We start from the raw sequence: 24,096 nt of genomic DNA on the forward strand, positions 1-24,096 counted from the left end.
AAGTGGTGGTGTGCGGTCGGGTGGTCAGGCCACGGGCTGGCGTGACGGGGTGAACTCGGAGAGGGCGCGGCGCAGGCCGCTGGCGTCGAGGTCGGCGACCCCGTCGACGAAGTCCCAGATGCGGTCGGTCTCGACGTCGGCGTCGAGGCCGCCCACGGTCAGGCAGGTGCGGATCTTGGTGCTGACCGCCGCGCGGTCGAGCGGCGTCTCGGGTCCGCCGGGCATGGGTGCCTCGGCCACGTGCACGGTGCCCCCGTCCCGACCACTGCTGCGGTGCAGCTCGACCGTCGCCCCGCTCATGACGGTGCTGGCGGGGAGGTCCTGGCGGACCTCGACGTGCGCGGCCGCGGCCGCGATGCCGGGGTCGACGACGTCGGGGCCGGCGAGGGTCGCGACGTCGTAGCGACCGGTGGTCCAGACGGAGGCGACCTGCCACGGCACGGAGAACTGGGCGTCGATGATCGGCTCGCCTCGGTCGGCGAACGGCCGCGCGACCATGGCGTACGACGCACCCTCGGGCAGGTGCACGACGATGCGGTCGTCGGCCTCGGCGCCGTGACGGCGGTACAGCTCCTCCGCGGCGGCGATGGCCGCGTGTCCGTACCGACAGGCCGGGTAGGGCTTGATGGCCAGCTCGGCACCGGCGAACGGTCCGTCGAGCACGTCGGCCACGGTCAGGTCCGAGCGGGGGACGAGACCGTGCTCGCCGGTCAGCCAGCCGCGCGGACCCTCGATGCCGTGGGCGGCGAGGGAGGCGGCGTAGAGGCCGGCCTGCACCGCGAGGCCCGGCTGTACTCGCTTGGCGAGGGAGCTGTCGACGACCGCCTGGCGGGAGCCGGGCGCCAGCGACGCCCCGAGGGCCAGCGACATCGCGTTCTCGATGCCGGCGCGGTCGAGCCCCCAGGTGGCGGCGACCGCGGCAGCGGCGGCCGGCGCGCCGAGTCCGGCGGTGCGGATGACACCTGGTCGCGGTCCGACGAGACCGCCGAGCCGCGCGAGCACCTGCACACCGACCACGACGCCGTCGGCGAAGCGGTCCCCACTCGTCGGACGGCGCTGGGCGGCGACGAGCGCCGCGGGCACGGCCACGGCGGCCGTGTGCACGACCGCCTCGTCGTGCGTGTCGTCGAAGTCCCACGCGTGGATCAGCGCCGACGAGACCGCCGCCGCGGCCGACGGCGACCAGCGTCGGCCGGTCCACGGCACCGCCACGTCGCCGTCGCCCAGCTCGTCGGCGGCGAGCAGCATCGCGCGCAGCCCGGGCGCCTGGCCTCCGGCGGCCATGAGGCCCCAGGCGTCGGCGAGCAGGATGCGCCAGCGGTCGAGCTCGGCGGCGTCGAGGGTGTCGAGGTGGCTCACGAGCGGAGGCTCCTTGGGCTGTTGGCGGCGGCGGATCGGTGACCGGGGTCACGTGCTCCACGTCACTCTAGGAAGCCCGCCCGAGGATGTCTAGATATTCTATAGATTCTTTTTCGCACGATCTTTGTGGCAGACTGAGCCCAGCGCGATGCCCTGCCGCCCGAGTACGGTGCGTCAGCGGGCACCCGTCCGCACAGAGAGGAGCCGACATGCGCAGCGACGAGGTCACCCTTCCCGGCAGCCGTACCGCCTACGTCCTCGAGCGCCTGCGCACCGATCTGCGCAACGGGCTCATCAACCCCGGCGACCAGCTGCGCCAGGTCGAGATCGCCCGCCGCTACGGCGTGAGCGCGACCCCCGTCCGCGAGGCCCTGCGGGTCCTCGAGGCGGACGGGATGATCGACTACCACGCCCACCGGGGTGCCACGGTGCGTGACTACACGCCCCAGATGGCCACCGACCTCTACCGGATGCGTGCCGAGATGGAGGCGCTGGCGGTCCGGGTGGCCATGGAGCGGATGACCCCCGAGGTGCTCACGCAGATCCGCGCCGCCGACGTGGAGCTGCTCGCCGCCACCGCGTCGCAGGCCTCTCCCGCAGAACTGTCACGGCTCAACAAGGCGCTGCACTTCGCCATCTACCAGGCCACGTCGCCCGTGATGATCGAGTGCATCGAGATGCTCTGGAGCCGCTTCACGCCCTCGGTGACCCTGTGGAGCGTCACCGGTTTCACCACCGAGCTGCGCCACGACCACGAGGCGATCCTGACCGCGATCGAGGCCGGCGACGCCGACGCCGCGAGCCGGGCCATGCACGAGCACATCATGCACGCGTGCGACCTCCGGGCCACGCACGCCGGGCTCCGGCCGGCCGGCCCTGCGGGCAACGCCGCCGACGCCGTCTCCCCCGAAGCGTCGTGAGGGTGCAGGGCCGACCCGCCTGGCTGCGGCGACCGTCCTGGTTCACCTGTCTCGTCCTCGTCTCGATCGTCTCCCACGCCGTCCTCAACGGCGTGCGCACGCTGATCTCCTACCGCGCGATCGCCCTCGGCGGCGACGCGTTCTCCGTGGGAGTCATCACGGCCGCGTTCGCCGTCCTCCCGCTCCTCGTGGCCCTGCCGATCGGCCGAGCCGTCGACCGCGGCCAGGGCACCCGGGCGCTCCGGTCGGGTCTCCTGCTCACGGTCGTCGCGGTCGCCCTGGCGGCGACGAGCGACCAGCTCGCCGTCCTCGCCGTCGCGAGCGCACTGCTCGGCTTCGGGCAGATCTTGCACACCATCGCGTGCCAGAGCCTCATCCCCTTGTGGTCGCCTCCGGACTCGATGGACCGCAGGTTCGGTCAGCTGACGCTGGGCGTCTCGATCGGCCAGTTCCTCGGCTTCCCTCTCGCCGGGGTCGTCGCCACCCTCACCAACGACACCGCCACCAGCGGGGTGGAGACCGGCCCGGCACTGCTCGTCTTCACGGCCGTGGCCGCAGCAGCGGTGCCGCTGTCGTTCGTCTTCCGACCCGCGTCCCGCGAGAAGCGCAGCCGTCGGGACCAGGCCGCCACCCGGCAGTCGCCCCTGACGATCCTCGGCCAACGCGGCATGAAGCCGGCCATGTACTCGTCCATGACCGTGCTGTCGGGGCTCGACCTGCTCACCGCCTACCTGCCACTCCTCGGCGACCAGCTCGGCCTGAGCGTCGGGGTGGTGACGACCCTGCTCACGCTGCGTGCCGTCGCGTCGGTCCTGTCGCGCATCGCGCTGCCCGTGCTGCTGGCGCGGGTCGGACGGCGTCCGCTCATCATCTCGGCAACACTCGCGTCGGCCGTCCCGATGGCGCTCGTGCCCCTCACCACCGATGCCGTCGCACTGGGTGCCGCGATGCTGGTCATCGGCTTCTTCTGGGGCATCGGCCAGCCGCTGACGATGGTCTGGGTGACGGCCGTGTCGCACCGCGACAACCGTGCGTCGGCGTTGGCGATCAGGCTGGCCGGCAACAGGGTGGCGCAGTTCGCCGTCCCGCTCGGCGCCGGCGCGGTCGCCGGAGCCACCGGCGTGGGGGTCATCTTCTACCTGACTGGGGCGCTGCTGGCCTCGTCCGGCCTCATCTCCTGGAGCGCGACGCGTGCACTGCCCGAGGAGGGGTAACCACTCTTCGTGAGAAGAGCCCCGCACCGACACGCCGACGACGACCATCGTTTCCCTGCGCGACCTAGCGTCGCGACCATGAGGATCGCCGTGGTGGGAACCGGCTACGTCGGGCTCTCGAACGCCGTCGTCCTGGCGCAGCGTCACCAGGTGGTGGCGGTCGACGTCGACGCCGCGAAGGTCGACCTGATCAATGCCCGCCGTTCGCCCATCGAGGACCGCGAGCTCCAGCAGTACCTGGCCGAGAAGCCGCTGGACCTCGTGGCCACCACGGACGCCGACGCTGCCTGCGCGGGTGCCGACTTCGTGGTGGTGGCCACCCCCACCGACTACGACCCGAGGACCAACTACTTCGACACGAGCTCGGTGGAGACGGTGGTCCGGGCGGCCCTTGCCGCCGAGCCCTCGGCCGTCATCGTCATCAAGTCGACCGTGCCGGTGGGCTACACCGCGACCCTGCGGGAGCGGCATCCCGGGGCGAGCATCATCTTCTCGCCCGAGTTCCTGCGGGAGGGTCGGGCGCTGCACGACAACCTGCACCCGTCGCGGATCGTGGTGGGATCGGAGACCGCCGAGGGCAAGGAGTTCGCGCAGCTGCTGCGCGAGGGTGCCGTCGACGACGACGTGCCGGTGCTGCTCACCGGCTCGACGGAGGCCGAGGCGATCAAGCTGTTCGCCAACACCTACCTGGCGCTGCGGGTGGCGTACTTCAACGAGCTGGACACGTACGCCGCGCTCACCGGCCTCGACACCCGGCAGATCATCGAGGGCGTCGGCCTGGACCCACGCATCGGCGACCACTACAACAACCCGTCGTTCGGCTACGGGGGCTACTGCCTGCCGAAGGACACCCGGCAGCTGCGGGCCAACTACGCGTCGGTGCCGCAGAACCTGATCGGCGCGATCGTGGACGCCAACACCACCCGCAAGGACTTCGTGGCCGAGGACATCCTGCGCCGCGGCCCGAGGACGGTGGGCATCTTCCGGCTGGTCATGAAGGCCGGCTCGGACAACTTCCGCGCCTCGAGCATCCAGGGCGTGATGAAGCGCCTGAAGGCCAAGGGCACCGAGGTGATCGTCTTCGAGCCACTGCTCCCCGACGAGCCCTTCTTCGGCTCCGAGGTGCTGCGCGACCTCGAGGAGTTCAAGCGGCGCAGCGACGTGATCGTGGTCAACCGCCGTACCGACGAGCTCGCCGACGTGGCCGACAAGGTCTACACCCGCGACCTCTTCGGCAACGACTGACCTTCAGCTTCCCGCGCCCCACCGCTCCCTGAGCCTGGACCCTGAACCCGTCGAAGGGTCGAGTCAGTCCAGCGCCCCCAGCAACGCCCGCCCCGCGTGCAGCAGGTCCGCCACCCGGTCGGTGGCGAGCGCGTACTCGACGGTGCCGCCCTGCCGGGTGGAGGTCACGAGCCCGACGCGTCGCAGCACCGCCAGCTGCTGCGACAGCGACGACGACTCGACGTCGATGTCGGCGAGCAGCTCGCGCACCGCCATGGGCCGGGTCTCCAGCAGCTCGAGCACCCGGATGCGGACCGGGTGCCCGAGCGTGCGGAAGAGCTCGGCCTTGCTGTGGTGCAGTGGTGCGCCGGTGTCGCCCACCAGCTCAGGCGTCGTCGGCTGCAGCGGCCTCGAGTGCGGCAGCGACGCGACGGTGCGCCTCCCAGATCTCCTCGGGCAGGTCGCGGAACTGCTCCAGGTGCACCTGGCGGTGCCCGATCTCCTCGCGCCAGCGGGTGACGTCGATCGTGAGGATCGTGTCGAGGTCGGCGAGCGCCTGGTCGTCCAGGCCCTCGAGCAGCAGCTCGTCGCGGGTCGGGATGACGCCGACGGGCGTGCGCTGACCCTCGACCTCGCCGTTCATGTACTGCATGAGCCACACGAGGGGGCGCAGGTTCTCGCGGTAGCCGGGCCACAGGAAGCGGCCGTCGTCGCCGCGCTGGAACCAGTTGACGTGCGCGAACACGGGCTTCTTCTCGGCGCGGCTGAACACCTCGAGCCAGTGCGCGGCGTAGTCGCCCTCGCCGTAGGACATGAACGGACGCATCGACATCGGGTCGTAGCGCAGCACGCCCTCGAGACCGTCGGCCGCGGCCGTGGCCTCGGCACCGAGCGTCAGGCCGTCGTAGACGCCCTCGGCGACGTCGTCGATGGCGCGGATGAGCGGCTCACGGTCGCGGGTGCGGCCACCGAAGATGACGCCGTGGATCTCGACGCCCTTCGGGTCCTCGAAGTCCTTCGCCACGTTGGGCACGTTCTCCAGCGTGGTGGTGAAGCGGCTGTTGGGGTGGGCCCAGGGGGCGTCGACCTCGTCGCCGGTGCGGTCGGCGATCGCGTCGCCCTTCCAGTCCTCCCAGCCGTCGAGGTCGGTGGGCTTGTCACCCTTGCCCTCCCACCAGACCTCCTGGGTCTTGGTGTTGTAGGCGACGTTCGTGAAGATGGCGCCGGTGCCGTCGACGATGGAGTCCACGGCGGTCGGGTTGGTCTTCTCGTTGGTGTCCTTGGCGACGCCGAACACACCGTTCTCGGGGTTCATGCCGTAGAGCTTGCCGTCGTCGCCGACCCACAGCCACGCGATGTCGTCGCCGTAGAACTCGACGTAGTAGCGGTCGCCGAGGGCGTCGGGCGCGAGCGTCATGGCCAGGTTGGTCTTGCCCGACGCGGACGGGAAGCCGCCACAGATGTGGTACTTCTTGCCGGTCTCCTTGTCGACGATGCCGAGCAGCATGAACTGCTCCACGAGGAAGCCGTTCTTCCAGCCGTCGTAGGAACCCTGGCGCAGGCCGTGGGCGATCTTGCCGAGCAGCGCGTTCCCGCCGTAGGACGAGCCGAAGTGCAAGATGGTGCGCTCGTCGGCGACGGTGACGAAGTAGCGCTTGTCGTCGGGGGTGCCCTGGCCGAGGTTCTCGAGGTCGCCGGTCACGTGGACGGCGCGCACGAAGGAGTCACCGAGGTCGTTCACGTACTCCGCACCGACACGGGCCATGCGGATCATCTGCATGACGACGTTGCGGTTGTCGGTGAGCTCGACGCCGGCGGCGTACTCGCTGAGCGGCGAGCCCTTCGGTGCCATGAGGTAGGGGATGACGTACATGGTCTTGCCCTCGGACGCGCCGGTCATGAGGCCGACCAGCTTGTCCTTCATCTCCGAGGACGGACGCCAGTTGTTGTAGATGCCCTTGTCGTTCTCGTCGCTGGTGGCGACGATGGTGCGCTCCTCGGCGCGGGCGGTGTCCTTGAAGTAGGACCGCGAGTAGTAGCGACCCTCGCCGGCGGGGAGCAGCTCCCCGGCCTCGAGCGCCTCCTCGATCAGGCGGGCGTCGTCAGCGGCCGAGACGACCTCGACCCGCGCGGCACCCGTCACCCCCGCCCAGTGCTGCACGTACTCGCGCACGTGCTCGTTGGTGAGTCCAGCCTGGTCGAGCGCTGCCGCCACGTCTGCCATCGTGTCGTTTCCTCTCGTTGCCCCGTTCGGGGACACGTTCTGGCGGGTCTGCCCCGCCATGGGTTGGAGCGACCGTACCGGAGTTGAAGAACTTTTCATCTACCGGGATGTAACAAGTGGGAAATGTCACCCGCGCACTGGCGTTGCAGGCAATTTGTGGTTCGGAACGCGAAATGTCGGCGTCGTGTGGGGAAGCGCGATGCGCGACCCGCCCCTACCGTCGAGGAATGTTGGTCGACGGCTATCAGATCGAGTCCTCCCTGGACCGCGAGCGGCTCTGGGCCGAGCTGGTGGCACTGGAGACCATCTCGCAGTGGAGCGCGCTCGAGGAGTGCACGTCCACCGACAGTCCTCTGCTCGAGCCGACGTCGTCGTACGTGTGCAAGCACCACAACGGCCTGCACGGCGTCGACGCCACGGTGGAGGTGACCGACTTCGAGGAGGCCGAGTGCCTCGCGCTCCGCACCGCGACGCCGATCGCGGACCTGGAGGAGAAGCTGGTGCTCACGGACCACCTGGGCGGCAGCCTGGTGACCTACTCGGTCGACGCGACCTCGGACTCCTTCGGCCCGTCCGCCACCGTCTGGCTGCACCGGCACGTGTCGTTCGTGTGCGAGAAGCTCGAGCAGTTCGCCAACCGCGAGCTGACCTGACCTGAGCGCAGCCCGACCCAGCCTGCCCATACTTGTTCAAAAGGTGTTCGCAACCTACGTTTGGCGCATGAGTCTCCTGATCAACGAGCAGCCCGAACCGACCGGGACGGTGACGGCGCTGCTCGACCCCCGGCCGGTGTGGGTCGGCTGCCTCTGGGACCACGGCGACGAGCAGGTCAAGGAGATGGTCCCGGCCACCGCCACCGCCACCTGTGGCGACCTGATCCTGTGCGACTTCTGGGACCCGCGCACTGGCAAGGACCGTGCGCACTGGATGGAGAAGGAGTTCGTGCGGGACCGCCCGACCTCCATCGCCCCGTCGAAGAAGAAGCCGGCGACCGACCACCCGGCCGCGGCGCCGAGCCCGACGTTCGACGTCGGCAGCTGACCGGCCGCCCGTCCATCGGAGCGACAGCGGCGCGGGCCCGCTGACGCCGATCCTCCAGATCGGCACCCCAGGGCCGCGCCACCGCCGGTCCTGGTCGCCGTCCCCCCGAGGGGCAGGTCTCCCACCTGCCCACCGCGGACCCGACCCCTGTACGGGTCCGTGGACGACGACCGCTCGCCCTACATGGCGAGGTCCCTGACCAGCGCGCCGCGCGCGCCGGGATCTGGAGGCACCGGTTCGAACCAGACGGCGACGTCCACGTCGTCGCGCCACCGCGCGAGCCAGCGTCGGGCGCGGCCCACCGAGGCGGCGAGTCCGGCGACGCCGCCGTCGTCGACCACGGCGCCCAGGCGATGGGTGCCGAGCCGCGACCACACGGTGCACGGCGCGATGCCGTCGTCGAGGACGGCCCGGACCAGCGCGAGGCTCAGCTCGGACTCCAGGTCGCGCAGTGGTCCGCGCGCACCCTGGGCCGGCTCGTCGAGGAGCACCTCGGCCACGAGGACCCGGCGCACCTGCAGCTCGCTCCCGCCGTCCAGCTGATGACGGAGCTGGTCGGCGCCCGGCAGACCGGTCAGGGTGTCGTCGACGCCGCGGCCCTGGCGCACCCGCTCGTCGGTCCACGCCGTCAGGGCGGCGCAGGCCACCTGAGGAGAGGCCGGGCCGTGCCCCGCCTCCACCAGCGTCTCGTCGACGGAGGCGAGCAGCACGTGCAGGTCCGAGCCGTGACGCGCCTGCAGCTGGCCGAGGCGTCCGGCCAGCAACGGCTGCCAGTGCCCGTCCGGGGAGCACCGCGCCAGCAGGCCGCGCACGTGCTGCACGTCCGCCTCGCTGCTGTCGTCCGTCTCGGTGTCCGTCGAACGGACGGGTCGGATCCTCACGCGGACCATCTCCTCGTTCCTGGCGGCGGCGCCGTGGTGCGTCGCACGAAGTAGGAGTGGGAACCGGCACACCGGTCACGCACGACCGCGAGAAAAGTTCTCGGCCGAAGGTGCGTGACGAACAGGGCACTACCGTCTCCTGGAAGAAGACCCATCTTCACCGGCTGAATGCGAACGATGACCGACCTCTTCCTCGACCCGAGCGACGCCGAGCTGCTGCAGCGCTACCGCGACGGTGACGACGACGCCGCAGGGCTGCTGTTCGAGCGGCACCACCCCGCTGCGGTGCGCCTCGCGGGTGCGCTGGCGGGCGCGCCGGCCGCCGAGGACCTGGCGTCGGACGCGTTCGTGGCGGTGCTGCGCGCCGTGCGCAATGGCGCGGGCCCGCAGTTCGCCTTCCGCCCCTACCTGCTCACGTCGGTGCGCAACGGCTTCTACGCGGCGTCGAGGGCCGCGTCGCGCCAGGATCTCTACGACGACCTCGAGGCCTCTCCCGACGCGCCGACGGTGGCCGACGGCACGGCCCTGCGCGAGGAGTCGAGCCTTCTGGCGCAGGCCTTCGCCACGCTTCCGGAACGCTGGCAGGCAGTGCTGTGGCACACGACGATCCACGACGAGTCCCCCGAGCAGGTGGCCCGGGTGCTGGGCATCAAGCCGAACGCGGTGTCGTCGCTCGCCCTGCGGGCTCGCGAGGGTCTGCGCAACGCGTACCTCACGGCCCACCTGGGCCAGACGGACGATCCCGAGTGCCGCGAGGTGCGCGAGCTGCTGCCCGCCTACGACCGGGGTCGGCTGCGGCCGCGTGCCCGCGCCAGGGTGGAGGCGCACCTCGACGTGTGCGACGACTGCCGTGAGGCGGCGGCCCTGGTCGGCGGCATCACGGCCGACCTCGGCCTCCTGCTGCTGCCGGCTCTCCTCGGCGCTCCGGGGGTCGCGGCATTCGGGGACACGAGGGTCCTCGTCGTGGACGGAGGCGGGACGCGAGGCTCCCAGGGCTCGGGCACACCCGGCGCGGGCTCCGCCGCCCTGGGGGTCGCCGGGACCGCCGGGGCGATCGCCGTCGGGGTCGCTGCCGTGGCGGTGCTCGTGACCGTCGCAGCCGTGGGGGTGTCCCGACTGGGCCCCTCCGACGACGCCACCCCGCCGAGCGCGGCCGCCACCGGCGCCCCCGGTACTGGCTCGCCCCCTCGCGCCGACGACCGCGACGATCCGGCCCCGGAGCCCTGGAGGGCTCCCGTCGTGGCACCGCTCACCACCGTCGTCCCCGTCCTCGCTGCCGCGCTCTCCGTGCCCGTCGTGGTCCCGCCGGCGGGACCGAGCGTGCCGGAGCCCACGGCGCCGACGTCACCTGGACCCACGCCATCGGTCCCCACGACGCCCCCGCCGACCACGACACCACCGGTGGAGGTGGGCGAGGACCTGGCCGTCTCGGTGCTCGAGGCCGTTCCCGGCGACGTCTACGAGGTGACGCTGGCCGTGGCGTCGCCGACGCTCACCCCACGGCTGCAGGTCGAGCTGCCTTCCGGCACCGAGGTGTCGTTGTGGGGCGGCGAGGGCTGGACGTGCACCCGCATCGGGACGGGCGGATCGTGCCAGGCGTCGGGCCCGAACCCGCAGCCGATCCGGTTCTGGTGGAGCCCGGGCGAACCGGTGGGCTTCTCGGCGACGGTCAGCGCGCCCGACAACGTCGACCCGAACCCGGCGAACGACTCGGTCTCCCTCGGCTGAGGGTCCTCACCGCCGGCCACGCGCGACGGGCCCGCCGGGCACGAGAAAGCCCCGCTGACCTCGGGGGGTGAGTCAGCGGGGCTTCATCAGGAACATTACTCGCCCGTTCAAGCGGTTGTCATCGAATGTTCCACACCTGGAGGAAGGTCCAAAACGCCGGACCCCTCAGACGGGCCCGTACGTGGGCCTCGGGCGGCGGCTCGACGTGAGCCTCAGCGCGGGGGCTCGGTGGGAGCGGGCGTCTCGTACGCCTGCTCGATGCCGTCCTTCGTGGCGGCCCACCACGCCGTGTTGGTCCGGTACCACTCGATCGTCGCGGCGAGACCGGCCTCGAAGTCCTGGTGGCGGGGAGCCCAGCCGAGCTCCTCGCGCAGCCGGGTCGGGTCGATCGCGTAGCGCAGGTCGTGACCAGGTCGGTCCGTCACGTGGTCGAAGGCGTCCTCGGGCTGGTCCATCGTCCGCAGGATGGTGCGCAGGACCGTGAGGTTGTCGCGTTCACCGTCGGCACCGATCAGGTAGGTGCGGCCGTTCTCGCCCTTCTCGATGATCGTGAGGACGGCGTCGTTGTGGTCGTCCACGTGGATCCAGTCCCGTACGTTCTGGCCGGCGCCGTAGAGCTTCGGCCGGCGCCCCGTCAGGATGTTCGTGATCTGGCGCGGGATGAACTTCTCCACGTGCTGGCGGGGTCCGTAGTTGTTCGAGCAGTTGCTGATGGTGGCCCGGATGCCGAACGACCGCACCCACGCCCGGACCAGGAGGTCGGACCCGGCCTTGGTGGACGAGTACGGGCTCGACGGGTTGTAGGGGGTCGCCTCCGTGAAGCGCTGCGGGTCGTCGAGCTCGAGGTCGCCGTACACCTCGTCCGTCGAGACGTGGTGCAGGTGGACGTCGTGCCTGCGGCACGCCTCGAGCAGCGTGTAGGCGCCCACGAGGTTGGTGTCCACGAACGGGCGGGGATCACGCAGCGAGTTGTCGTTGTGGCTCTCGGCCGCGAAGTGCACGACCACGTCGTGGCCGGGCAGCAGCTCGTCGACCAGGGCGGCGTCCGCCACGTCGCCCTGCACGAAGCGCAGGCGCTCCGCCGGCAGTCCCTCCAGGGACGCGCGGTTGCCGGCGTAGGTCAGCTTGTCGAGCACCGTCACCGACGCGTCGGTGGTCTCCAGCACGCGATGCACGAAGTTGGAGCCGATGAAGCCGGCGCCCCCGGTCACCAAGAACGAACGCATGGCCGGAGCGTATCGGCCCGCGACCGTGACCACGCCCAGATGCGATCGTTGGTCCGGACATGTGGCGAGGGAGCGAGTCGTGAAGGGCATCATCCTGGCCGGCGGCACCGGCACGCGCCTGCATCCGATCACCGAGGGCATCAGCAAGCAGCTGATGCCGGTGTACGACAAGCCGATGATCTACTACCCGCTGTCCACGCTCATGCTGGCCGGCATCCGCGACATCCTCGTCATCACCACCCCGCACGAGGCCGACGGCTTCGAGCGGCTGCTGGGCGACGGCAGCCAGTTCGGCATCCGGCTCACGTACGCCCAGCAGCCCAGCCCCGACGGGCTGGCGCAGGCGTTCCTCATCGGCGAGGAGCACATCGGGGGTGAGCACAGCGCCCTCGTGCTCGGCGACAACATCTTCTACGGCACCGGCCTCGGCACCACCCTGGGACGGTTCGTCGACCAGGACGGCGCGACCATCTTCGGCTACCGGGTGGCCGACCCCCGCGACTACGGCGTGGTGGAGTTCGCCGACGACGGGCGGGTCATCTCCATCGAGGAGAAGCCGACCGAGCCGAAGAGTCCCTTCGCCATCCCCGGCCTGTACTTCTTCGACAACGACGTGGTCGAGTTCGCCCGGGACCTCAAGCCGTCCGACCGGGGCGAGCTGGAGATCACCGGGCTGCAGGAGCGCTACCTCGAGGAAGGGCGCCTGCACGTCGAGATCCTCGAGCGTGGCACCGCCTGGCTCGACACCGGCACCTTCGACTCGCTCAACGACGCCTCCAACTTCGTGCGCTCCGTGGAGAGCCGTCAGGGCCTCAAGGTCGGGGCTCCCGAGGAGGTCGCCTGGCGCATGGGCTACATCGACGACGACCAGCTGCGCGCCCGTGGCGAGCGACTGAACAAGAGCGGCTACGGCCGCTACCTGCTCGAGCTCCTCGACGGCTGAGGCCCACGAGGGTCTCTCAGGTGAGGTCCTCGTAGTGGCTCAGCAGCCGGCTCATCGTCGAGAGCGCCTCCTGCATCTCGGCGATGTGGGCCGGGTCCAGCGCCCGCAGCATCTCCTTGATGCCCGTGCTCGACACGCCCGCCGTGCGGGGCAGGTACTGCACCTCGCAGTACTCGGTGAGGTGGTCGAACTTGCCGGTCCAGTCGTCACCCATCACGAACAGGTCGACGTCGTGCTCCTGGACGTCCAGGACCTTCTGCTCCCACGACTGCTCCGGCACCACCAGGTCCACGCCCTTGATGCTGCCGACGATGCGCGCGCGGTCCTCGTAGGAGACCACCGACGACTTGCCCTTGCCGGCGTTGAACTCGTCGGTCGAGACCCCGATGACCAGCCGGTCGCCGAGCGCCGCCAGACGTTCGATCAGGTTCAGGTGGCCGATGTGGAAGAGGTCGAACGTTCCGTAGGTGAGCACCGTGGTCATGGGCGCCAGGGTAGCCGTGAGCCCACCTCTACTCTGGAGCCATGCTGACGGTGCTCGCGTGGATCGTGGTGGCCGCCGGGCTCGCGACCGGGCTCGCGGCGGTGCGCGACGTCCGCCAGAGGCCGGCACCGACCGCCCACGGCTTCCCCGGGCAGCCCGACCACCCGGGATCCCGCCCGTTCCGACTGCGGGTCTGGGTCGTCGCGGCCGGCGTGCTCGTGGCCGGCACCGCCGTGGCCACGATCGTCGCCCTGGTCACCTCGCAGGACCTCGTCGCGCTGCTGGTGGCCGTGGTGCTCGCCCTCGGTCCCGCCGCCGTGGCGTGGCGCCTGCACGCCTGGGCCACCGCGTCGCGCGGTGTGCGGCAGGCCATCGTCGCCCACGCACCCCGGGTCGCCGTCCCCTATGCCGGCAAGGTCGGCGTGCACGTCGGCATGTGGTCGCCCTGGATCGAGCAGGCCGGCGTGCCGTGGTGCATCGTGGCGGCCGACCGCACCATCTACGCCGAGCTGGTGCGCCTGCACCCGCACGACCCGGTGATCCTCACGCACCTGCCCGCCTCCGTGCGCGGCGCGCTCTACCCGCACGGGGCCAAGAAGAACGCGGTGTTCCTGGCCCACGAGGAGGTCACGCACGTGTTCCTGGGCCACGGCGACAGCGACAAGCCGCTCAGCGCGTCCGAGCGGGTCCTCTCCTACGACGTCGTCGCCGTCGCCGGGCAGGCCGCCATCGACCGCTTCGCCCAGGCTGGCCTGCGGGTCCCGGCCGCGAAGCTGCGGGTCGTCGGGCGGCCGCAGACCGAGGGCATCGAGCCGGTGGCCGGTCCGCTCCCCGACTCGCCGACCGTGCTCTACGCCCCCACGTGGCGCCACGCCGACGACGCCCTCAACGTCTCGTCCCTCGCGGTCGCCGAGGACGTCGTCGCCGCACTCCTGGCCCGCGGCTGCACCGTGGTGTTCCGACGCCACTTCGCCGGGCGCAACCACCTCGAGGCCGAGGCGATGATCGCTCACGTCGACCGGATGCTCGCCGACGACGCGAAGGCCACCGGGCGGGCCCACGTGCTCAGCGAGACCGCCATGGACGTCCCGCTCGTCGAGGCCTTCAACGGGTGCGACGCGATGGTCTCCGACATCTCCGGCATCGTCGTCGACTTCATGGCCAGCGAGAAGCCTTTCGCCATGTACGCCGCGCAGTTCGGCGGACCGGACGCCGCCGAGGCGTTCCGCGCCGCGCACCCCACCGCCGTGTCGGCGTACGTGATCGACCGCGACCTCGTGCAGCTCGACGCCGCTCTCGACGCGATGCTCGGGACCGACCCGCTCGCCGCCATCCGGCCCGAGCGGGCTGACCACTACCTGGGCGGGCCGGAACGCTCCGACCCGGCGGCCCGGTTCGTCGCGCTGGTGCGCGAGCTCGCCGACGGCGGTCAGGTGTCCGCCGGCTCCTCGTAGTCGCCGATCCACCAGTCGGCCAGCTCCCGCATCACGGTGCTGACCTGCACGTGCTGAGGGTGGACGCGGAACGCCTCGAAGGCCTCGCGGCCCTCGAACAGGCCGTTCTCGACGAGGATGCGTCCCTTGCGGCGGTCGTCGGACAGCCGCACCGTCCACTCCAGCACCCCGGGGAGCGTCCCGAGCGACGCCAGCTGCTCGAGCGCGTTCTCCACGTCGGCGTCGGGAACCGCGTCGTGCACGCGGAACAGCACCAGGTGGCGCAGGGCCATCAGTCCACCAGCTCGTCGGTGATGCGCGGGTCGTGCGCCGGGACCACCAGGACGTCGGGGAGCGAGGCCAGACGTCGAAGCTCGCGGTGGTTGGCTCGGATGCGCGAGCGGTCGCGGCCCACGACCATCTCGAAGCCGCGGGCGGCCCGCACCGGGGCGAGGCGTCGGCCCGAGGGCGCCGCGTCGGCCACGTGGCTCCCGTCGAAGACCGCGTCGCCCGCATGCAGCACCACGCCGTCGGCGGTCTCGACGGCCACCGCGGCATGGCCGCGCGAGTGACCGGGCATGGGCACGAGCACGATGCCGGGCAGCACCTCGTGGCCGGTGAGCCCGTAGCGCCACTCGTCGCCGGGACCGGCGTGCAGGGCGAAGTCGGGCCCGTGCGCGAACTGCGCCGGCCGGTAGCGACGCTTGTCGAGGGCGTCGGGGTCGGTGATCGCGGCCGCGTGCTCGTCGGCCGTGGTGTGCACGGTGGCGTGGGGGAAGTCCGACAGCCCTCCGGCGTGGTCGAGGTCGAGGTGGGTGAGCACCACGTGCGTGACGTCGGTGGCGTCGTGGCCACGCTCCTGCAGCTGGCGCAGCAGGGTGTGGCGGTCGTCGAGGTCGGGGCGCAGCAGGCCGCGGATCGGTCCGATGCGGCGGCCGGGGTCGGTCACGTCGGCCGTGCCGAAGCCGGTGTCGACGAGCACGAGGCCGTCGTCGGTGTGGCAGAGGAACACGTGCGCCGGCATGCCGGGCATGGTCAGGGGGTTCATGACGGCGGCCCGCAGGTGCTCGATGCGCATGGGCCACATCGTGACACGGGTGCCCGCGGTGCTGGTGGCGTTCGTCACCGACGACCGCACGCGTGCGGCCACCTACGCTCGACGGATGCGCCGCTCCCCCACCCACGTCGCGCTGGCGGTCGCCTACCTGACGGCCCTGGCATTCATCGCGTTCTGGCCCTCCCCGGTCGACCAGGGCGTCGACGTGCTCAACTCCTGGCCGGTGCGGATGCTCGAGTCCACGTTCGGCATCGCGCGGCCCGTCGGCTACGACGTGGTGCAGACCGCCGCGAACGTCGTGCTGTTCCTTCCGCTGGGCTGGCTGGCGGTGGCGCTGACCCGGGTCCGCTGGTGGCAGGTGGCGCTGCTCGGCTTCCTGCTCTCGTCGGGCATCGAGGTGGGGCAGGCGCTGCTGCGCCCCGACCGCTACGCGACGGTGTCCGACGTCGTGGCGAACACCGTGGGCGCGACCTTGGGCGCCGGGGCGGCCGCGCTGCTGCTGCACCGCCACGAGCGGGCGTCGGTCGGTTCCCACGGCTGATCGGACGCCGATTGGTGGCGCGGGCACACGGCTGGCTATCCTGTACCGGTTGCCGCTTCGGCGGCGGCATGGAGGTGTCGCATAGTGGCCTAGTGCGCCCGCCTGCTAAGCGGGTTGAGGTTCAAACCTCTCGCGAGTTCAAATCTCGCCACCTCCGCAGATCGGAACAGCCCCCCAGCGCTCTTTGCTGGGGGGCTGTTCCGATCTATGACGCTGTCGAGATTTGGGAGGAGCGGCGAGGAACGAGCCGCGACGGCTCTCGCCACCTCCGCCACCTCCCCCGCGAGCGCAGCGAGCGCGTGCAAGGCGCGCCGAGCGCAAGGCGCGCCGAGCGCCTGCGCCCGCGAGGCGCGAGCGAGCGCCCCGAGTGCGCCGGCCCGAAGTGCGCAGCGAGGACACCGAGACCACCCAGCGGTAGCCCACCCGCGCTTCCACCACCCCCGGAGGTGGCTGCACCGCAGACTCGGGCCGCGACTCCGCGACTCACCGACCGCCACACGTCCGATTCCGCGAGCCACCTACCTCTCACGGCCTCGTCGGACGTCTGAAGGGTCAGTTCCGCAGCTGGGCGGCGAGGGGGCAGTCGAACGGGTCGCGGGCGCGCAGGCCGACGTTGTTCAGGTAGCCGATGACGAGGGCGTAGGAGTGCAGGAGGCCGACCTCCATGTAGTCGACGCCGACCTTCTCGCAGTGAGCACGCACCAGGGGGCGCGCCTTCTTGAGGTTGCCGCGCGGCATGTGCGGGAAGAGGTGGTGCTCGATCTGGTAGTTCAGGCCGCCCATGAAGAAGTCCACGAACCAGTTGCCGCGGATGTTGCGCGAGACCATCACCTGACGTCGCAGGAAGTCGAGCTTCATCTCCGGCGGCACGATCGGCATGCCCTTGTGGGCGGGCGCGAACGCCGCACCCAGGCACACGCCGAACACGGCGAGCTGGACCGCCAGGAACGCCACGGCCATCGGCCACGGCAGGAAGACGAAGACCACCGTGACGAACGCAGCGAGCCGCACGGACACGAGCCCCAGCTCCAGGCGCCGCCACGGCGTCGTGGTCGAGCGGTCGAGGCCGACCAGCACGCTCTGCACGTGCAGGTTGATCCCCTCGAGCGTCAGCAGCGGGAAGAAGAACCAGCCCTGGTGCCGGGCGAACCAGCCCTTGAAGCCGGACCGCTCCGCCACGATCCCCGGCGTGAACGCGATCGCCCCTGGTCCGATGTCGGGGTCGATCCCCTCCTGGTTCGGCGCGAGGTGGTGCTTGTTGTGCTTGCCGCGCCACCACGTGTAGCTCAGGCCCGCGAAGGCGCCGGCCAGGATGCGCGACGTCCACGCGTTCCAGGTCCTCGAGGAGAACATCTGGCGGTGCGCCGCGTCGTGGCCGAGGAAGCCGAACTGCGCCACCAGCACCCCGAGCGCGGCGGCCAGCAGCAGCTGCCACCACGAGTCGCCCAGCAGGAAGAAGCCCACCCAGATCGCGACGAAGGACCCGACCGCGACAGTGATCTGGGCCCAGTAGTAGAGGTGTCGCCGCTCCAGGAGGCCAGACTCGCGCATCGCCGCCGCGAGCTCGGTGTACTGGCTCACGTAGCGGGCCTCGCCGGACGACGCACCGGGCGGCGTCGCTGCCGGTGCGGGCGGTCGGGGTGTCGCGGTCCGCTCGTGGATCTGTTCGGTGTCGGTCATGCGGAGGTTCCTGTCCCGATGAGTCGTGGTGGCAGTGAGGGCGCTGCGACGAGCGTTTCCAGCTGGTCGACGACCTGCGCCGGCGTAGGGGGACGTACCCGTCCCAGCACGTCGACGAGCTCGTCGACCGAGTGCTCGAGCGTGAAGCGGGTCGTGGCGTGGGCGCGTTCGGCGTCGCCGGCGGGTCCGAGCGTGATGGCGTGCCGCAGCCCGACCGCCAGCGCGGACGCGTCGTCGGCCGGCACGAGCGTGACCAGCCCGCAGTCTGTCTCCGGCAGTCCACCGTCGTCGGACGCGACGACCCGGCAACCGGCGTGCTGGGCCTCGATCGAGACGATGCCGAACGTCTCGTGCCAGTACTGGCCGTTCGACGGCATGAGCACCACGTCGTGCTCGGCCATGAGGGTCGCCATCGCCTCGGGCGTCCGGGCGGCGTCGATCAGGGTGATGCCGGCGTGGGCCTCGAGCATCCGGTGGATGATCCGGCCCTGAGGCTTGTCCGCTCCGGCCGCCGTGACGGTGAAGGTGATCTCGACCCCCTCGTCGACGAGGTCGGTGATCAGCTCGTGGTGGAGCATCGACAGCAGCGTGTAGATCCCCTTCTCGGGGCTCAACCGGCCCGCGTAGAGGACCCGCACCACACCGGGCCGGCGCGTCGAGCGCGGCTCAGCGGCGAACACGGTCTCCGCGAACGGGTGCACGACGTCGATCGTGGCCACGTCGACGTCGAGGAAGTCTGCCCACAGGCGTGCGGCGAAGCGGCTCGTGGCCACCGGGTGGCGGTCGCGGGTCTGCGCACGCATCGCCTCCCGACGTCGGTCGCCGGCCGGGGGCGGCACGTGCAGCATCTGGAACGCCGGCCGGCGCGTGCGCACGGTCGGGAACTCCGTGACGAAGACGAGAGTGCCATCGATCTGGCCGACGTCGGCCGGTCGCGCGACGGAGTGGAACGGCACGCCCGGAAACCCGTCGCGGCCGTCGTGCACGCCGAGCCCGGTGGTGACCACCTGCGCGGCGACCCCGCGCCGGTGCAGCTCACGGACCTGGCCCACGGTGTAGTTCTCCGACCCGCCGGTGCCCGCCGGCAGGGGTTCGCCCGGAGCCCACACGAAGGAGATCAACGAGATCGTGCTGGGAGTGAGAACATCTCACGACCGCCTAGGTTCGCTGCCGCCACGGGAGCCTCGTCGTCGCGATCCGCCGCTTGGCGTCCCGTGGACCTGCAGTCTTCCCTTCACGATAGCCCTGTTCACCGCCCCGGCCTCCCGACGACCTGCGCGCCGCCCCGGCGAGGACCGCCGGGCTAGGCTCGAGGCACGACCGTGAACGTCGGGTCATCATCGATGCCGGCGCCGACGGCGACCACAGGTGGTGGCCTCATGGCCCTCCGATCCCCGGCCGAGACGGCCTCCCCCACGTCGGCACGCACCGTGTTCGCACCGAGCGCGCCGACCCAGACGGCTCCCGAGACCGACGGCGCGTGGTGGCCGCGGAGCCGCATCCTCGCCGACGAGCTTCCCGCGTTCTTCGCCGCGTGGCCGACCGACCGCGGCCGGATCCAGCGCATCCTCTACTCCTCGCCCGACTGGGACGACCATCCGCACTCGGTGAACGTGCCGGGCCGACGCGTGAAGACCGGCACCTTCCCCCGCGACGACACCCACGTGCTGACCGTGAGCATGGAGGACCGGACCGACCACCTCATCCGCGTGATCGCCCCGGGCACGGCCGACGACGCCGCACAGCGGGCCCTCGACGGCGACCCTCGTGCGTCGTACGCGCCGACCGGAGACCAGATCCCCCGTTGGGACGGCGAGGGCGGCTCGCTCTGACCTTGCACGGCCTCGGGCGGTAGGTCCGGCACCGGGCACCGGGGGCCGGGCAGTCGGAGGGCGTGCTCCCGCGCTCGTGCCGCCGGGCTCAGCCGAAGCGGCGGTAGCCCTGCGCGGTGTTGAGCCGGTCGTGGACCTCGCGCACCAGCTCGGGGGCCCGCGCACCGAAGGTGGCGAGCGACAGTCGCAGCACCCGCTGCTCGTCTCCGGCCTCGTCCAGGGCCAGCAGCAGCAGGCCCTCGCGGACCGTCACGTCCTCCACGTCGACCCAGCGCTCCCGCGCCCGACGTGTGCGGATGCCGTGCTCGTCGAGGCGCGCCACCACGGGAGGGCGCAGCACCACGATCGCCGCGACCAGCACCGCGAGCACGGTCACCACACCTGCGATCCACGACGTCGCCACGAAGGCGACGAAGCCCGTGAAGGCGGCCACGACGAACGCGACCCCAGCGATGGCCAGGGCAGGGGCACGGTCCAGGCGGTACGTGGTCATGGGTCCTTCGGGGGTCGGTACGGGCGAGGCCAATCTACTGGGGCGGACCCGGCGGGCGGCGGAGTGCCGACGACGAGCAGAGGCGGCGGGACTCGCGGCGCTGAGCAGAGGGGGCGGGACTCGCGGCGCTGAGCAGAGGGGGCGGGACTCCGTCGTGGCTCGTTCCTCGCCACGCCTCCCCGAATCCGGAGCCCTCTGCGAGGGGCCGCTTCGCGGCGCTGAGCAGAGGGGGCGGGATTCGAACCCGCGGTAGCTCTCGCTACGACCGCTTTCAAGGCGGTTCCGATCGGCCACTCCGGCACCCCTCCTCGGCGTCACCGCGGCCGAAGCCACGCCGACGCCACCGCCGATTCTCGCACTACTTGAGAGGGGCGAGCCGTCCAGGCTCGGAGCGCGACGTCGGCTCCAGCGACCGCGACGCCCGCGAACCGCGCTGCCGCATCGCCACGTAGCGCGCCACCAGACCCACCACGACGCCCAGCACCACGGAGTACACCGTCGACAGGGCGATGTACGACGGGTAGGCGCCCGGCGAGACCAACGACGTCGTGAGCACTCCCGTGCCCAGCACCGCGAACACCAGCACCCACCAGCCGTCACGACGCTTCGAGCGCAACGACACCCCCACGATGAGCGCCGGGAACCCGATGAAGACCTCCACCGGACGCGGCACCCCACCGACCGTCTCGCGCATCCAGATGACGAAGTTCGTGATGCCCTCCACCACGGTCTCCGAGCCGTGCGTGCGGACGAAGCTGGAGTACGCCAGCAGCACCAGCAGCACCGCTGCCACGGCCGCGATGATCGCGATGTTCTGCTTGCCCAGCCCGTGCAGACCCGCCCCGAGGTTCCACACAAAGGCGATGGCGAGGGTCAGCGCCGCAGCGAGCACCACCAGGTTGAAGCGCTGGTAGGCCACGGGCGCGTTCCAGGCCGCGACGGCGAGCGTGCCGCTGAGCGCGACCGCCAGGGCGAGGACGAACTCCTTCAACGCCCCGATCGCACTGCGAGCCGGCCGGGTGATCACCACCGCCCACACGCTGGCGAGGATCGCCGAGACCGCGGCAGCCCCCGCCACCAGCAGGTTCAGCTCCGTCACCACCGCCGACAGCGCCAGCACGCCCGCCGCGACCGTCCAGATGCGCATGTGGCCGCCGCCGCGGTGCGTCAGGCCGATGCTGAACACCACGAGCAGCAGGGCCGCGCCCCACCGCTCGATCCAGGCCGGGTGCGGCACCGCCACGACGGCGGTGCCCGCGACCGCCACGCCCGCCACCCACGCCAGGAACGTGGCGGCGAAGGCGTAGCGCGCCGTGGTCGGCGACTCGAGCCGCGGCTGTCGGGTCGGGACGTCGTAGTCGGCCGGGACCGACGTGTCGAGCCGACGCCGTCCCGGCTGTGCCGACCCGCGCTGGACGGCCTGACGCGTCGGGGTCATGCGCGGCCCATCCTGCGATTGGCCAGCGAGGGGTTCACCTCACGTGCGCGGCCGACGTCGGCGAGGTCGAGGTCAGCCGTCACCAGATCGTCCTTTCCTGCATCCCCCTCGGCGAGGGTAGTGCCCCAGGCGTCGAGCACGAGGGAGTGCCCCGTGTAGCGCTCGCCACCCTGGGCGGCCGCCACCACGCCGACCACGTCCTCGACCGCGCGGGCCGCCAGGAGCGTGCGCCAGTGGTGCAGCTTGTGCTCGCCGGCCACCCAGGCCGCAGGGACCACGAACGCCTCGGCCCCGGCGTCGACGAGGGCCCGTCCCAGCTCGGGGAACCGCAGGTCGTAGCAGGTCATGAGGCCGACCCGGGCCGACGAGCCGTCGGCCGTGGGGACGTCGACCGTCACGGGCTCCACGGCGCCGCCGCGCAGCCGGTCGGACTCGGCGTAGCCGAACGAGTCGTAGAGGTGGATCTTGCGGTACGTGGCCGTCAGGTCCCCGTCGGGGCCCAGCACCACGAGCGTGTTGTAGGGCAGGTCGTCGGTGCGCTCGAACAGGCCCGCCACCACGGTGGCACCCAGCCGTCGGGCGTGGCCCGCGACCAGGTCGACGAACGGACCGTCGAGCGGCTCGGCCGCGGCGGCCAGGTCGTGGTCGGGCGAACCGAAGTCGTGCATCGTCGCCTCGGGCAGCACCACCAGGTCGACCGCGGGCTCGAGAGCGGTCAGGCGTGCGTCGACGAGGCTCCGATTCTCGGCGGAGTCGATCGTCGACGCCAGCTGCACCGCGGCCACACGCATGCAACCCAGTGTGTCAGGACCGGTCTGAGAGGCCGATGAGACCGGCCGAGCCCCGCCGTTCCAGCCCTCTGCGCGCTCAGTCCTGGAGCCAGGGCGCGGCCGCGCGCGTGTGGCCCGCCTTCGTCGCCGGGTCCATCGCCTCGTAGGAGCGGGCCATCATGCGCGAGCGCGGGTTCGTGGCGAAGACGTCGAGGTGGTCGCGCACGAACGTCCAGTACAGGCCGTCCCACGCCTCGCACCAGTCGCCCTTCGGCACGTCGGACATCCGCCGCAGGTAGGCCGAGCCCGACACGTACGGCTTGGTCGTGATCGCCGGCCCGGCCGCGAACTGGCTCATCGCGTACACGTTGGGCACCATCACCCAGTCGTAGGCGTCGACGAACAGGGCCATGAACCACTCGTAGACCTCGTCGGGGTCGATCCGCAGCAGGCTCATGGCGTTGCCCACCACCATGAGCCGCTCGATGTGGTGGCACCAGCCGTCGTCGAGCACCCTCCGCACGACCAGGTCCACCGGGTCGAGCCCCGTGGTCGCGTCCCACCAGCCCGGGGCGAGCGAGCGGGTGTGCGCGAGGTGGTTGGCGGTGCGCATGCGTCGGCCGTGGGTCACGTACACGCCGCGCATGTACTCCCGCCAGCCGATGAGCTGGCGCACGAAGCCCTCCAGCGACGCCAGCGGCACGTCGTGCTCGTCGGCGTGGTCGAGCACCCGGCCCAGCACCTGCACGGGCGACAGCAGGCCGATGTTGAGCGCCGGGGTCAGCACCGAGTGGAACACCGTCGCCGAGCGGGTCGTGATCGCGTCCTCGTACGGGCCGAAGGTGTCGAGACGCTCCGTCACGAACTCCTCGAGCATCGCCTCGGCCTCGGCGTGGTCGGTGGGCCAGGCGAAGCTCTCGAGCCGACCCGGCGCGTCAGGGAAGGCGCTCCGCACCCACGCGATCGCGTCGTCGACCTCGGCCACGCACTCGGGCCGGTTCACGTCCGGCACGTCGACCGACCTCGGCAGCTTCTTGCGGTTCTCCTCGTCGAACGACCACTTCCCGCCGACCGGCTGGTCGCCGTCGACCAGCACGTCGAGGCGCGTGCGCTGCCAGGCGTAGAAGTGCTGCATGCGCGGCCGCTTCCCGCCCAGCTGCTCGCGCACCTGCTCGCGCGTGGTCAGGAAGTTGGGCGACTCCAGCCACTCCAGCTCCAGCCCGACGTCGGCGGCGGTCGCGTCGAGGTCCTGCTCGAGCCAGTCGTCGACCACGTCGAACACGCTGACCGCGGCGGCACCCTTGAGCACGCGCGCCAGGGCGGCCCGACTGGTGGTGCGGCCGTCGGTCCGCACCCGCACGACGTCGTGTCCGGCGGACTCCAGCCGCTGTGCGAACCGCTCCATCGACGCCCGGTGCAGCACCAGCTTCTGTGCGTGGAACGCGTACTGGCGGAACAGCAGGTCGTGCTCCACCAGCACGAACGACGTGCCCGCAGGGACGTCGAGGTGCTCGACGAACAGCTGGTGCGGCAGCACGAGGCGCACCGCCCGACGTCGATCGTCCACGGCCTCAACGCTAGGGCGGCACCGGCGTGTGCGCTCGCCCA

The 24,096-nt window shown here is 71.5% G+C and carries 24 protein-coding genes and 2 tRNA genes; 11 read left to right on the plus strand and 15 right to left on the minus strand.

The annotated features are described in order from the left end of the window. Nucleotides 1-24: 24 nt before the first annotated feature. A complete protein-coding gene (locus ASF35_RS01155) occupies nt 25-1,359 on the minus strand; it encodes an MmgE/PrpD family protein (RefSeq protein WP_055961592.1) in 1,335 nt (444 codons plus the stop codon). Between the two features lie 209 nt (nt 1,360-1,568). Here ASF35_RS01155 and ASF35_RS01160 point away from each other — a divergent pair, with 209 nt between their 5' ends. From ASF35_RS01160 to ASF35_RS01170, 3 genes are all read left to right on the plus strand, one after another. Then, nucleotides 1,569-2,279 carry a GntR family transcriptional regulator gene (locus ASF35_RS01160; protein WP_055961595.1) on the plus strand — a complete coding sequence of 237 codons (711 nt, stop codon included), beginning with the start codon at nt 1,569-1,571 and terminating at the stop codon, nt 2,277-2,279. A 2-nt stretch (nt 2,280-2,281) separates the two neighbouring features. Beyond that, on the plus strand, nt 2,282-3,493 hold the full coding sequence (locus ASF35_RS01165; RefSeq protein WP_055961598.1) for an MFS transporter: 1,212 nt from the start codon (nt 2,282-2,284) through the stop codon (nt 3,491-3,493). 78 nt (nt 3,494-3,571) lie between these two features. Beyond that, complete coding sequence (locus ASF35_RS01170) at nt 3,572-4,738, plus strand: nucleotide sugar dehydrogenase (protein WP_055961601.1); 1,167 nt, start codon at nt 3,572-3,574, stop codon at nt 4,736-4,738. Nucleotides 4,739-4,801: 63 nt separating this feature from the next. Here ASF35_RS01170 and ASF35_RS01175 read toward each other — a convergent pair whose 3' ends face one another. Together ASF35_RS01175 and ASF35_RS01180 are read right to left on the minus strand one after the other, a co-directional pair. Continuing rightward, entirely contained in the window at nt 4,802-5,098 is a 297-nt protein-coding gene (locus tag ASF35_RS01175) for a helix-turn-helix transcriptional regulator (protein WP_055961604.1), read from the minus strand. Nucleotides 5,099-5,102: 4 nt separating this feature from the next. Beyond that, the gene (locus ASF35_RS01180) at nt 5,103-6,941 is read right to left on the minus strand and encodes a phosphoenolpyruvate carboxykinase (GTP) (RefSeq protein WP_055961608.1); all 1,839 of its coding nucleotides are present in this window, start codon (nt 6,939-6,941) and stop codon (nt 5,103-5,105) included. A gap of 227 nt (nt 6,942-7,168) precedes the next feature. On the opposite strand from ASF35_RS01180, the gene ASF35_RS01185 reads away from it, so the two are divergent. Continuing rightward, nucleotides 7,169-7,594, plus strand: a complete 426-nt coding sequence (locus tag ASF35_RS01185) for a hypothetical protein (RefSeq protein WP_055961612.1) — start codon at nt 7,169-7,171, stop codon at nt 7,592-7,594. A gap of 67 nt (nt 7,595-7,661) precedes the next feature. Beyond that, nucleotides 7,662-7,982 carry a hypothetical protein gene (locus ASF35_RS01190; RefSeq protein WP_055961615.1) on the plus strand — a complete coding sequence of 107 codons (321 nt, stop codon included), beginning with the start codon at nt 7,662-7,664 and terminating at the stop codon, nt 7,980-7,982. Nucleotides 7,983-8,161: 179 nt separating this feature from the next. Here the strand turns inward: ASF35_RS01190 and ASF35_RS01195 are convergent, their stop codons facing one another. After that, nucleotides 8,162-8,863: a hypothetical protein gene (locus ASF35_RS01195; RefSeq protein ID WP_156366850.1), complete on the minus strand. Its 702-nt coding sequence runs from the start codon at nt 8,861-8,863 to the stop codon at nt 8,162-8,164. Nucleotides 8,864-9,040: 177 nt separating this feature from the next. On the opposite strand from ASF35_RS01195, the gene ASF35_RS01200 reads away from it, so the two are divergent. After that, nucleotides 9,041-10,591, plus strand: a complete 1,551-nt coding sequence (locus ASF35_RS01200) for a sigma-70 family RNA polymerase sigma factor (RefSeq protein ID WP_055961621.1) — start codon at nt 9,041-9,043, stop codon at nt 10,589-10,591. 212 nt (nt 10,592-10,803) lie between these two features. Here ASF35_RS01200 and rfbB read toward each other — a convergent pair whose 3' ends face one another. Beyond that, nucleotides 10,804-11,817 (minus strand): dTDP-glucose 4,6-dehydratase, encoded by a 1,014-nt coding sequence (rfbB, locus tag ASF35_RS01205; protein WP_055966019.1) that lies wholly within the window; start codon nt 11,815-11,817, stop codon nt 10,804-10,806. 79 nt (nt 11,818-11,896) lie between these two features. On the opposite strand from rfbB, the gene rfbA reads away from it, so the two are divergent. Then, nucleotides 11,897-12,760 carry a glucose-1-phosphate thymidylyltransferase RfbA gene (rfbA, locus tag ASF35_RS01210; RefSeq protein ID WP_055961624.1) on the plus strand — a complete coding sequence of 288 codons (864 nt, stop codon included), beginning with the start codon at nt 11,897-11,899 and terminating at the stop codon, nt 12,758-12,760. 16 nt (nt 12,761-12,776) lie between these two features. Here rfbA and ASF35_RS01215 read toward each other — a convergent pair whose 3' ends face one another. Further along, nucleotides 12,777-13,244 (minus strand): adenylyltransferase/cytidyltransferase family protein, encoded by a 468-nt coding sequence (locus tag ASF35_RS01215; protein ID WP_055961626.1) that lies wholly within the window; start codon nt 13,242-13,244, stop codon nt 12,777-12,779. A 41-nt stretch (nt 13,245-13,285) separates the two neighbouring features. On the opposite strand from ASF35_RS01215, the gene ASF35_RS01220 reads away from it, so the two are divergent. Continuing rightward, entirely contained in the window at nt 13,286-14,698 is a 1,413-nt protein-coding gene (locus tag ASF35_RS01220) for a CDP-glycerol glycerophosphotransferase family protein (RefSeq protein ID WP_055961629.1), read from the plus strand. Here the strand turns inward: ASF35_RS01220 and ASF35_RS01225 are convergent. Together ASF35_RS01225 and ASF35_RS01230 are read right to left on the minus strand one after the other, a co-directional pair. Then, the gene (locus ASF35_RS01225) at nt 14,674-14,970 is read right to left on the minus strand and encodes a Dabb family protein (RefSeq protein WP_055961631.1); all 297 of its coding nucleotides are present in this window, start codon (nt 14,968-14,970) and stop codon (nt 14,674-14,676) included. The genes ASF35_RS01220 and ASF35_RS01225 overlap by 25 nt on opposite strands. Beyond that, nucleotides 14,970-15,755, minus strand: a complete 786-nt coding sequence (locus ASF35_RS01230) for an MBL fold metallo-hydrolase (RefSeq protein WP_082495301.1) — start codon at nt 15,753-15,755, stop codon at nt 14,970-14,972. Before ASF35_RS01230 ends, ASF35_RS01225 begins: the two co-directional genes overlap by 1 nt. Here ASF35_RS01230 and ASF35_RS01235 point away from each other — a divergent pair. Continuing rightward, a complete protein-coding gene (locus ASF35_RS01235; RefSeq protein WP_162239291.1) occupies nt 15,754-16,275 on the plus strand; it encodes a VanZ family protein in 522 nt (173 codons plus the stop codon). The genes ASF35_RS01230 and ASF35_RS01235 overlap by 2 nt on opposite strands. Nucleotides 16,276-16,345: 70 nt before the next feature. Continuing rightward, nucleotides 16,346-16,432 (plus strand) — tRNA-Ser (locus tag ASF35_RS01240). Between the two features lie 395 nt (nt 16,433-16,827). Here ASF35_RS01240 and ASF35_RS01245 read toward each other — a convergent pair. Both ASF35_RS01245 and ASF35_RS01250 read right to left on the minus strand, forming a co-directional pair. Then, on the minus strand, nt 16,828-17,955 hold the full coding sequence (locus ASF35_RS01245) for an acyl-CoA desaturase (RefSeq protein ID WP_082481843.1): 1,128 nt from the start codon (nt 17,953-17,955) through the stop codon (nt 16,828-16,830). Further along, on the minus strand, nt 17,952-19,076 hold the full coding sequence (locus ASF35_RS01250) for a glycosyltransferase family 4 protein (protein ID WP_055961642.1): 1,125 nt from the start codon (nt 19,074-19,076) through the stop codon (nt 17,952-17,954). Before ASF35_RS01250 ends, ASF35_RS01245 begins: the two co-directional genes overlap by 4 nt. 258 nt (nt 19,077-19,334) lie before the next feature. On the opposite strand from ASF35_RS01250, the gene ASF35_RS01255 reads away from it, so the two are divergent. Beyond that, entirely contained in the window at nt 19,335-19,787 is a 453-nt protein-coding gene (locus ASF35_RS01255) for a DUF5994 family protein (protein ID WP_055961645.1), read from the plus strand. Between the two features lie 88 nt (nt 19,788-19,875). On the opposite strand, the gene ASF35_RS01260 is transcribed toward ASF35_RS01255, so the two are convergent. The 5 genes from ASF35_RS01260 to ASF35_RS01280 all read right to left on the minus strand — a co-directional run bounded on the left by ASF35_RS01260 (nt 19,876) and on the right by ASF35_RS01280 (nt 24,055). After that, nucleotides 19,876-20,280 carry a hypothetical protein gene (locus ASF35_RS01260; RefSeq protein WP_055961648.1) on the minus strand — a complete coding sequence of 135 codons (405 nt, stop codon included), beginning with the start codon at nt 20,278-20,280 and terminating at the stop codon, nt 19,876-19,878. Nucleotides 20,281-20,503: 223 nt separating this feature from the next. Further along, nucleotides 20,504-20,588, minus strand: a tRNA-Ser gene (locus ASF35_RS01265). Nucleotides 20,589-20,638: 50 nt separating this feature from the next. Further along, nucleotides 20,639-21,718: a hypothetical protein gene (locus tag ASF35_RS01270; RefSeq protein WP_055961651.1), complete on the minus strand. Its 1,080-nt coding sequence runs from the start codon at nt 21,716-21,718 to the stop codon at nt 20,639-20,641. Continuing rightward, a complete protein-coding gene (locus ASF35_RS01275) occupies nt 21,715-22,509 on the minus strand; it encodes a carbon-nitrogen hydrolase family protein (protein WP_055961654.1) in 795 nt (264 codons plus the stop codon). The genes ASF35_RS01270 and ASF35_RS01275 overlap by 4 nt, the downstream gene beginning before the upstream one ends. Nucleotides 22,510-22,585: 76 nt before the next feature. Next, complete coding sequence (locus ASF35_RS01280; protein ID WP_055961657.1) at nt 22,586-24,055, minus strand: cryptochrome/photolyase family protein; 1,470 nt, start codon at nt 24,053-24,055, stop codon at nt 22,586-22,588. Nucleotides 24,056-24,096 lie beyond the last annotated feature (41 nt).

The sequence above is a fragment of the Aeromicrobium sp. Leaf291 genome, assembly GCF_001423365.1.
Classification (GTDB): Bacteria; Actinomycetota; Actinomycetes; order Propionibacteriales; family Nocardioidaceae; genus Aeromicrobium.

Excerpts from the sequence above, each read along its gene's own strand:
- ASF35_RS01230 (WP_082495301.1), bottom strand. The coding sequence starts at position 15,755 with ATGCGCATCGAGCACCTGCGGGCCGCCGTCATGAACCCCCTGACCATG.
- ASF35_RS01200 (WP_055961621.1), top strand. The coding sequence starts at position 9,041 with ATGACCGACCTCTTCCTCGACCCGAGCGACGCCGAGCTGCTGCAGCGC.
- ASF35_RS01235 (WP_162239291.1), top strand. The coding sequence starts at position 15,754 with ATGGGCCACATCGTGACACGGGTGCCCGCGGTGCTGGTGGCGTTCGTC.
- rfbB (WP_055966019.1), bottom strand. The coding sequence starts at position 11,817 with ATGCGTTCGTTCTTGGTGACCGGGGGCGCCGGCTTCATCGGCTCCAAC.
- ASF35_RS01260 (WP_055961648.1), bottom strand. The coding sequence starts at position 20,280 with ATGACCACGTACCGCCTGGACCGTGCCCCTGCCCTGGCCATCGCTGGG.
- ASF35_RS01185 (WP_055961612.1), top strand. The coding sequence starts at position 7,169 with ATGTTGGTCGACGGCTATCAGATCGAGTCCTCCCTGGACCGCGAGCGG.
- ASF35_RS01215 (WP_055961626.1), bottom strand. The coding sequence starts at position 13,244 with ATGACCACGGTGCTCACCTACGGAACGTTCGACCTCTTCCACATCGGC.
- ASF35_RS01225 (WP_055961631.1), bottom strand. The coding sequence starts at position 14,970 with ATGGCCCTGCGCCACCTGGTGCTGTTCCGCGTGCACGACGCGGTTCCC.
- ASF35_RS01190 (WP_055961615.1), top strand. The coding sequence starts at position 7,662 with ATGAGTCTCCTGATCAACGAGCAGCCCGAACCGACCGGGACGGTGACG.
- ASF35_RS01275 (WP_055961654.1), bottom strand. The coding sequence starts at position 22,509 with ATGCGTGTGGCCGCGGTGCAGCTGGCGTCGACGATCGACTCCGCCGAG.
- ASF35_RS01160 (WP_055961595.1), top strand. The coding sequence starts at position 1,569 with ATGCGCAGCGACGAGGTCACCCTTCCCGGCAGCCGTACCGCCTACGTC.
- ASF35_RS01270 (WP_055961651.1), bottom strand. The coding sequence starts at position 21,718 with ATGACCCCGACGCGTCAGGCCGTCCAGCGCGGGTCGGCACAGCCGGGA.
- ASF35_RS01220 (WP_055961629.1), top strand. The coding sequence starts at position 13,286 with ATGCTGACGGTGCTCGCGTGGATCGTGGTGGCCGCCGGGCTCGCGACC.
- ASF35_RS01255 (WP_055961645.1), top strand. The coding sequence starts at position 19,335 with ATGGCCCTCCGATCCCCGGCCGAGACGGCCTCCCCCACGTCGGCACGC.
- ASF35_RS01180 (WP_055961608.1), bottom strand. The coding sequence starts at position 6,941 with ATGGCAGACGTGGCGGCAGCGCTCGACCAGGCTGGACTCACCAACGAG.
- ASF35_RS01170 (WP_055961601.1), top strand. The coding sequence starts at position 3,572 with ATGAGGATCGCCGTGGTGGGAACCGGCTACGTCGGGCTCTCGAACGCC.
- ASF35_RS01245 (WP_082481843.1), bottom strand. The coding sequence starts at position 17,955 with ATGACCGACACCGAACAGATCCACGAGCGGACCGCGACACCCCGACCG.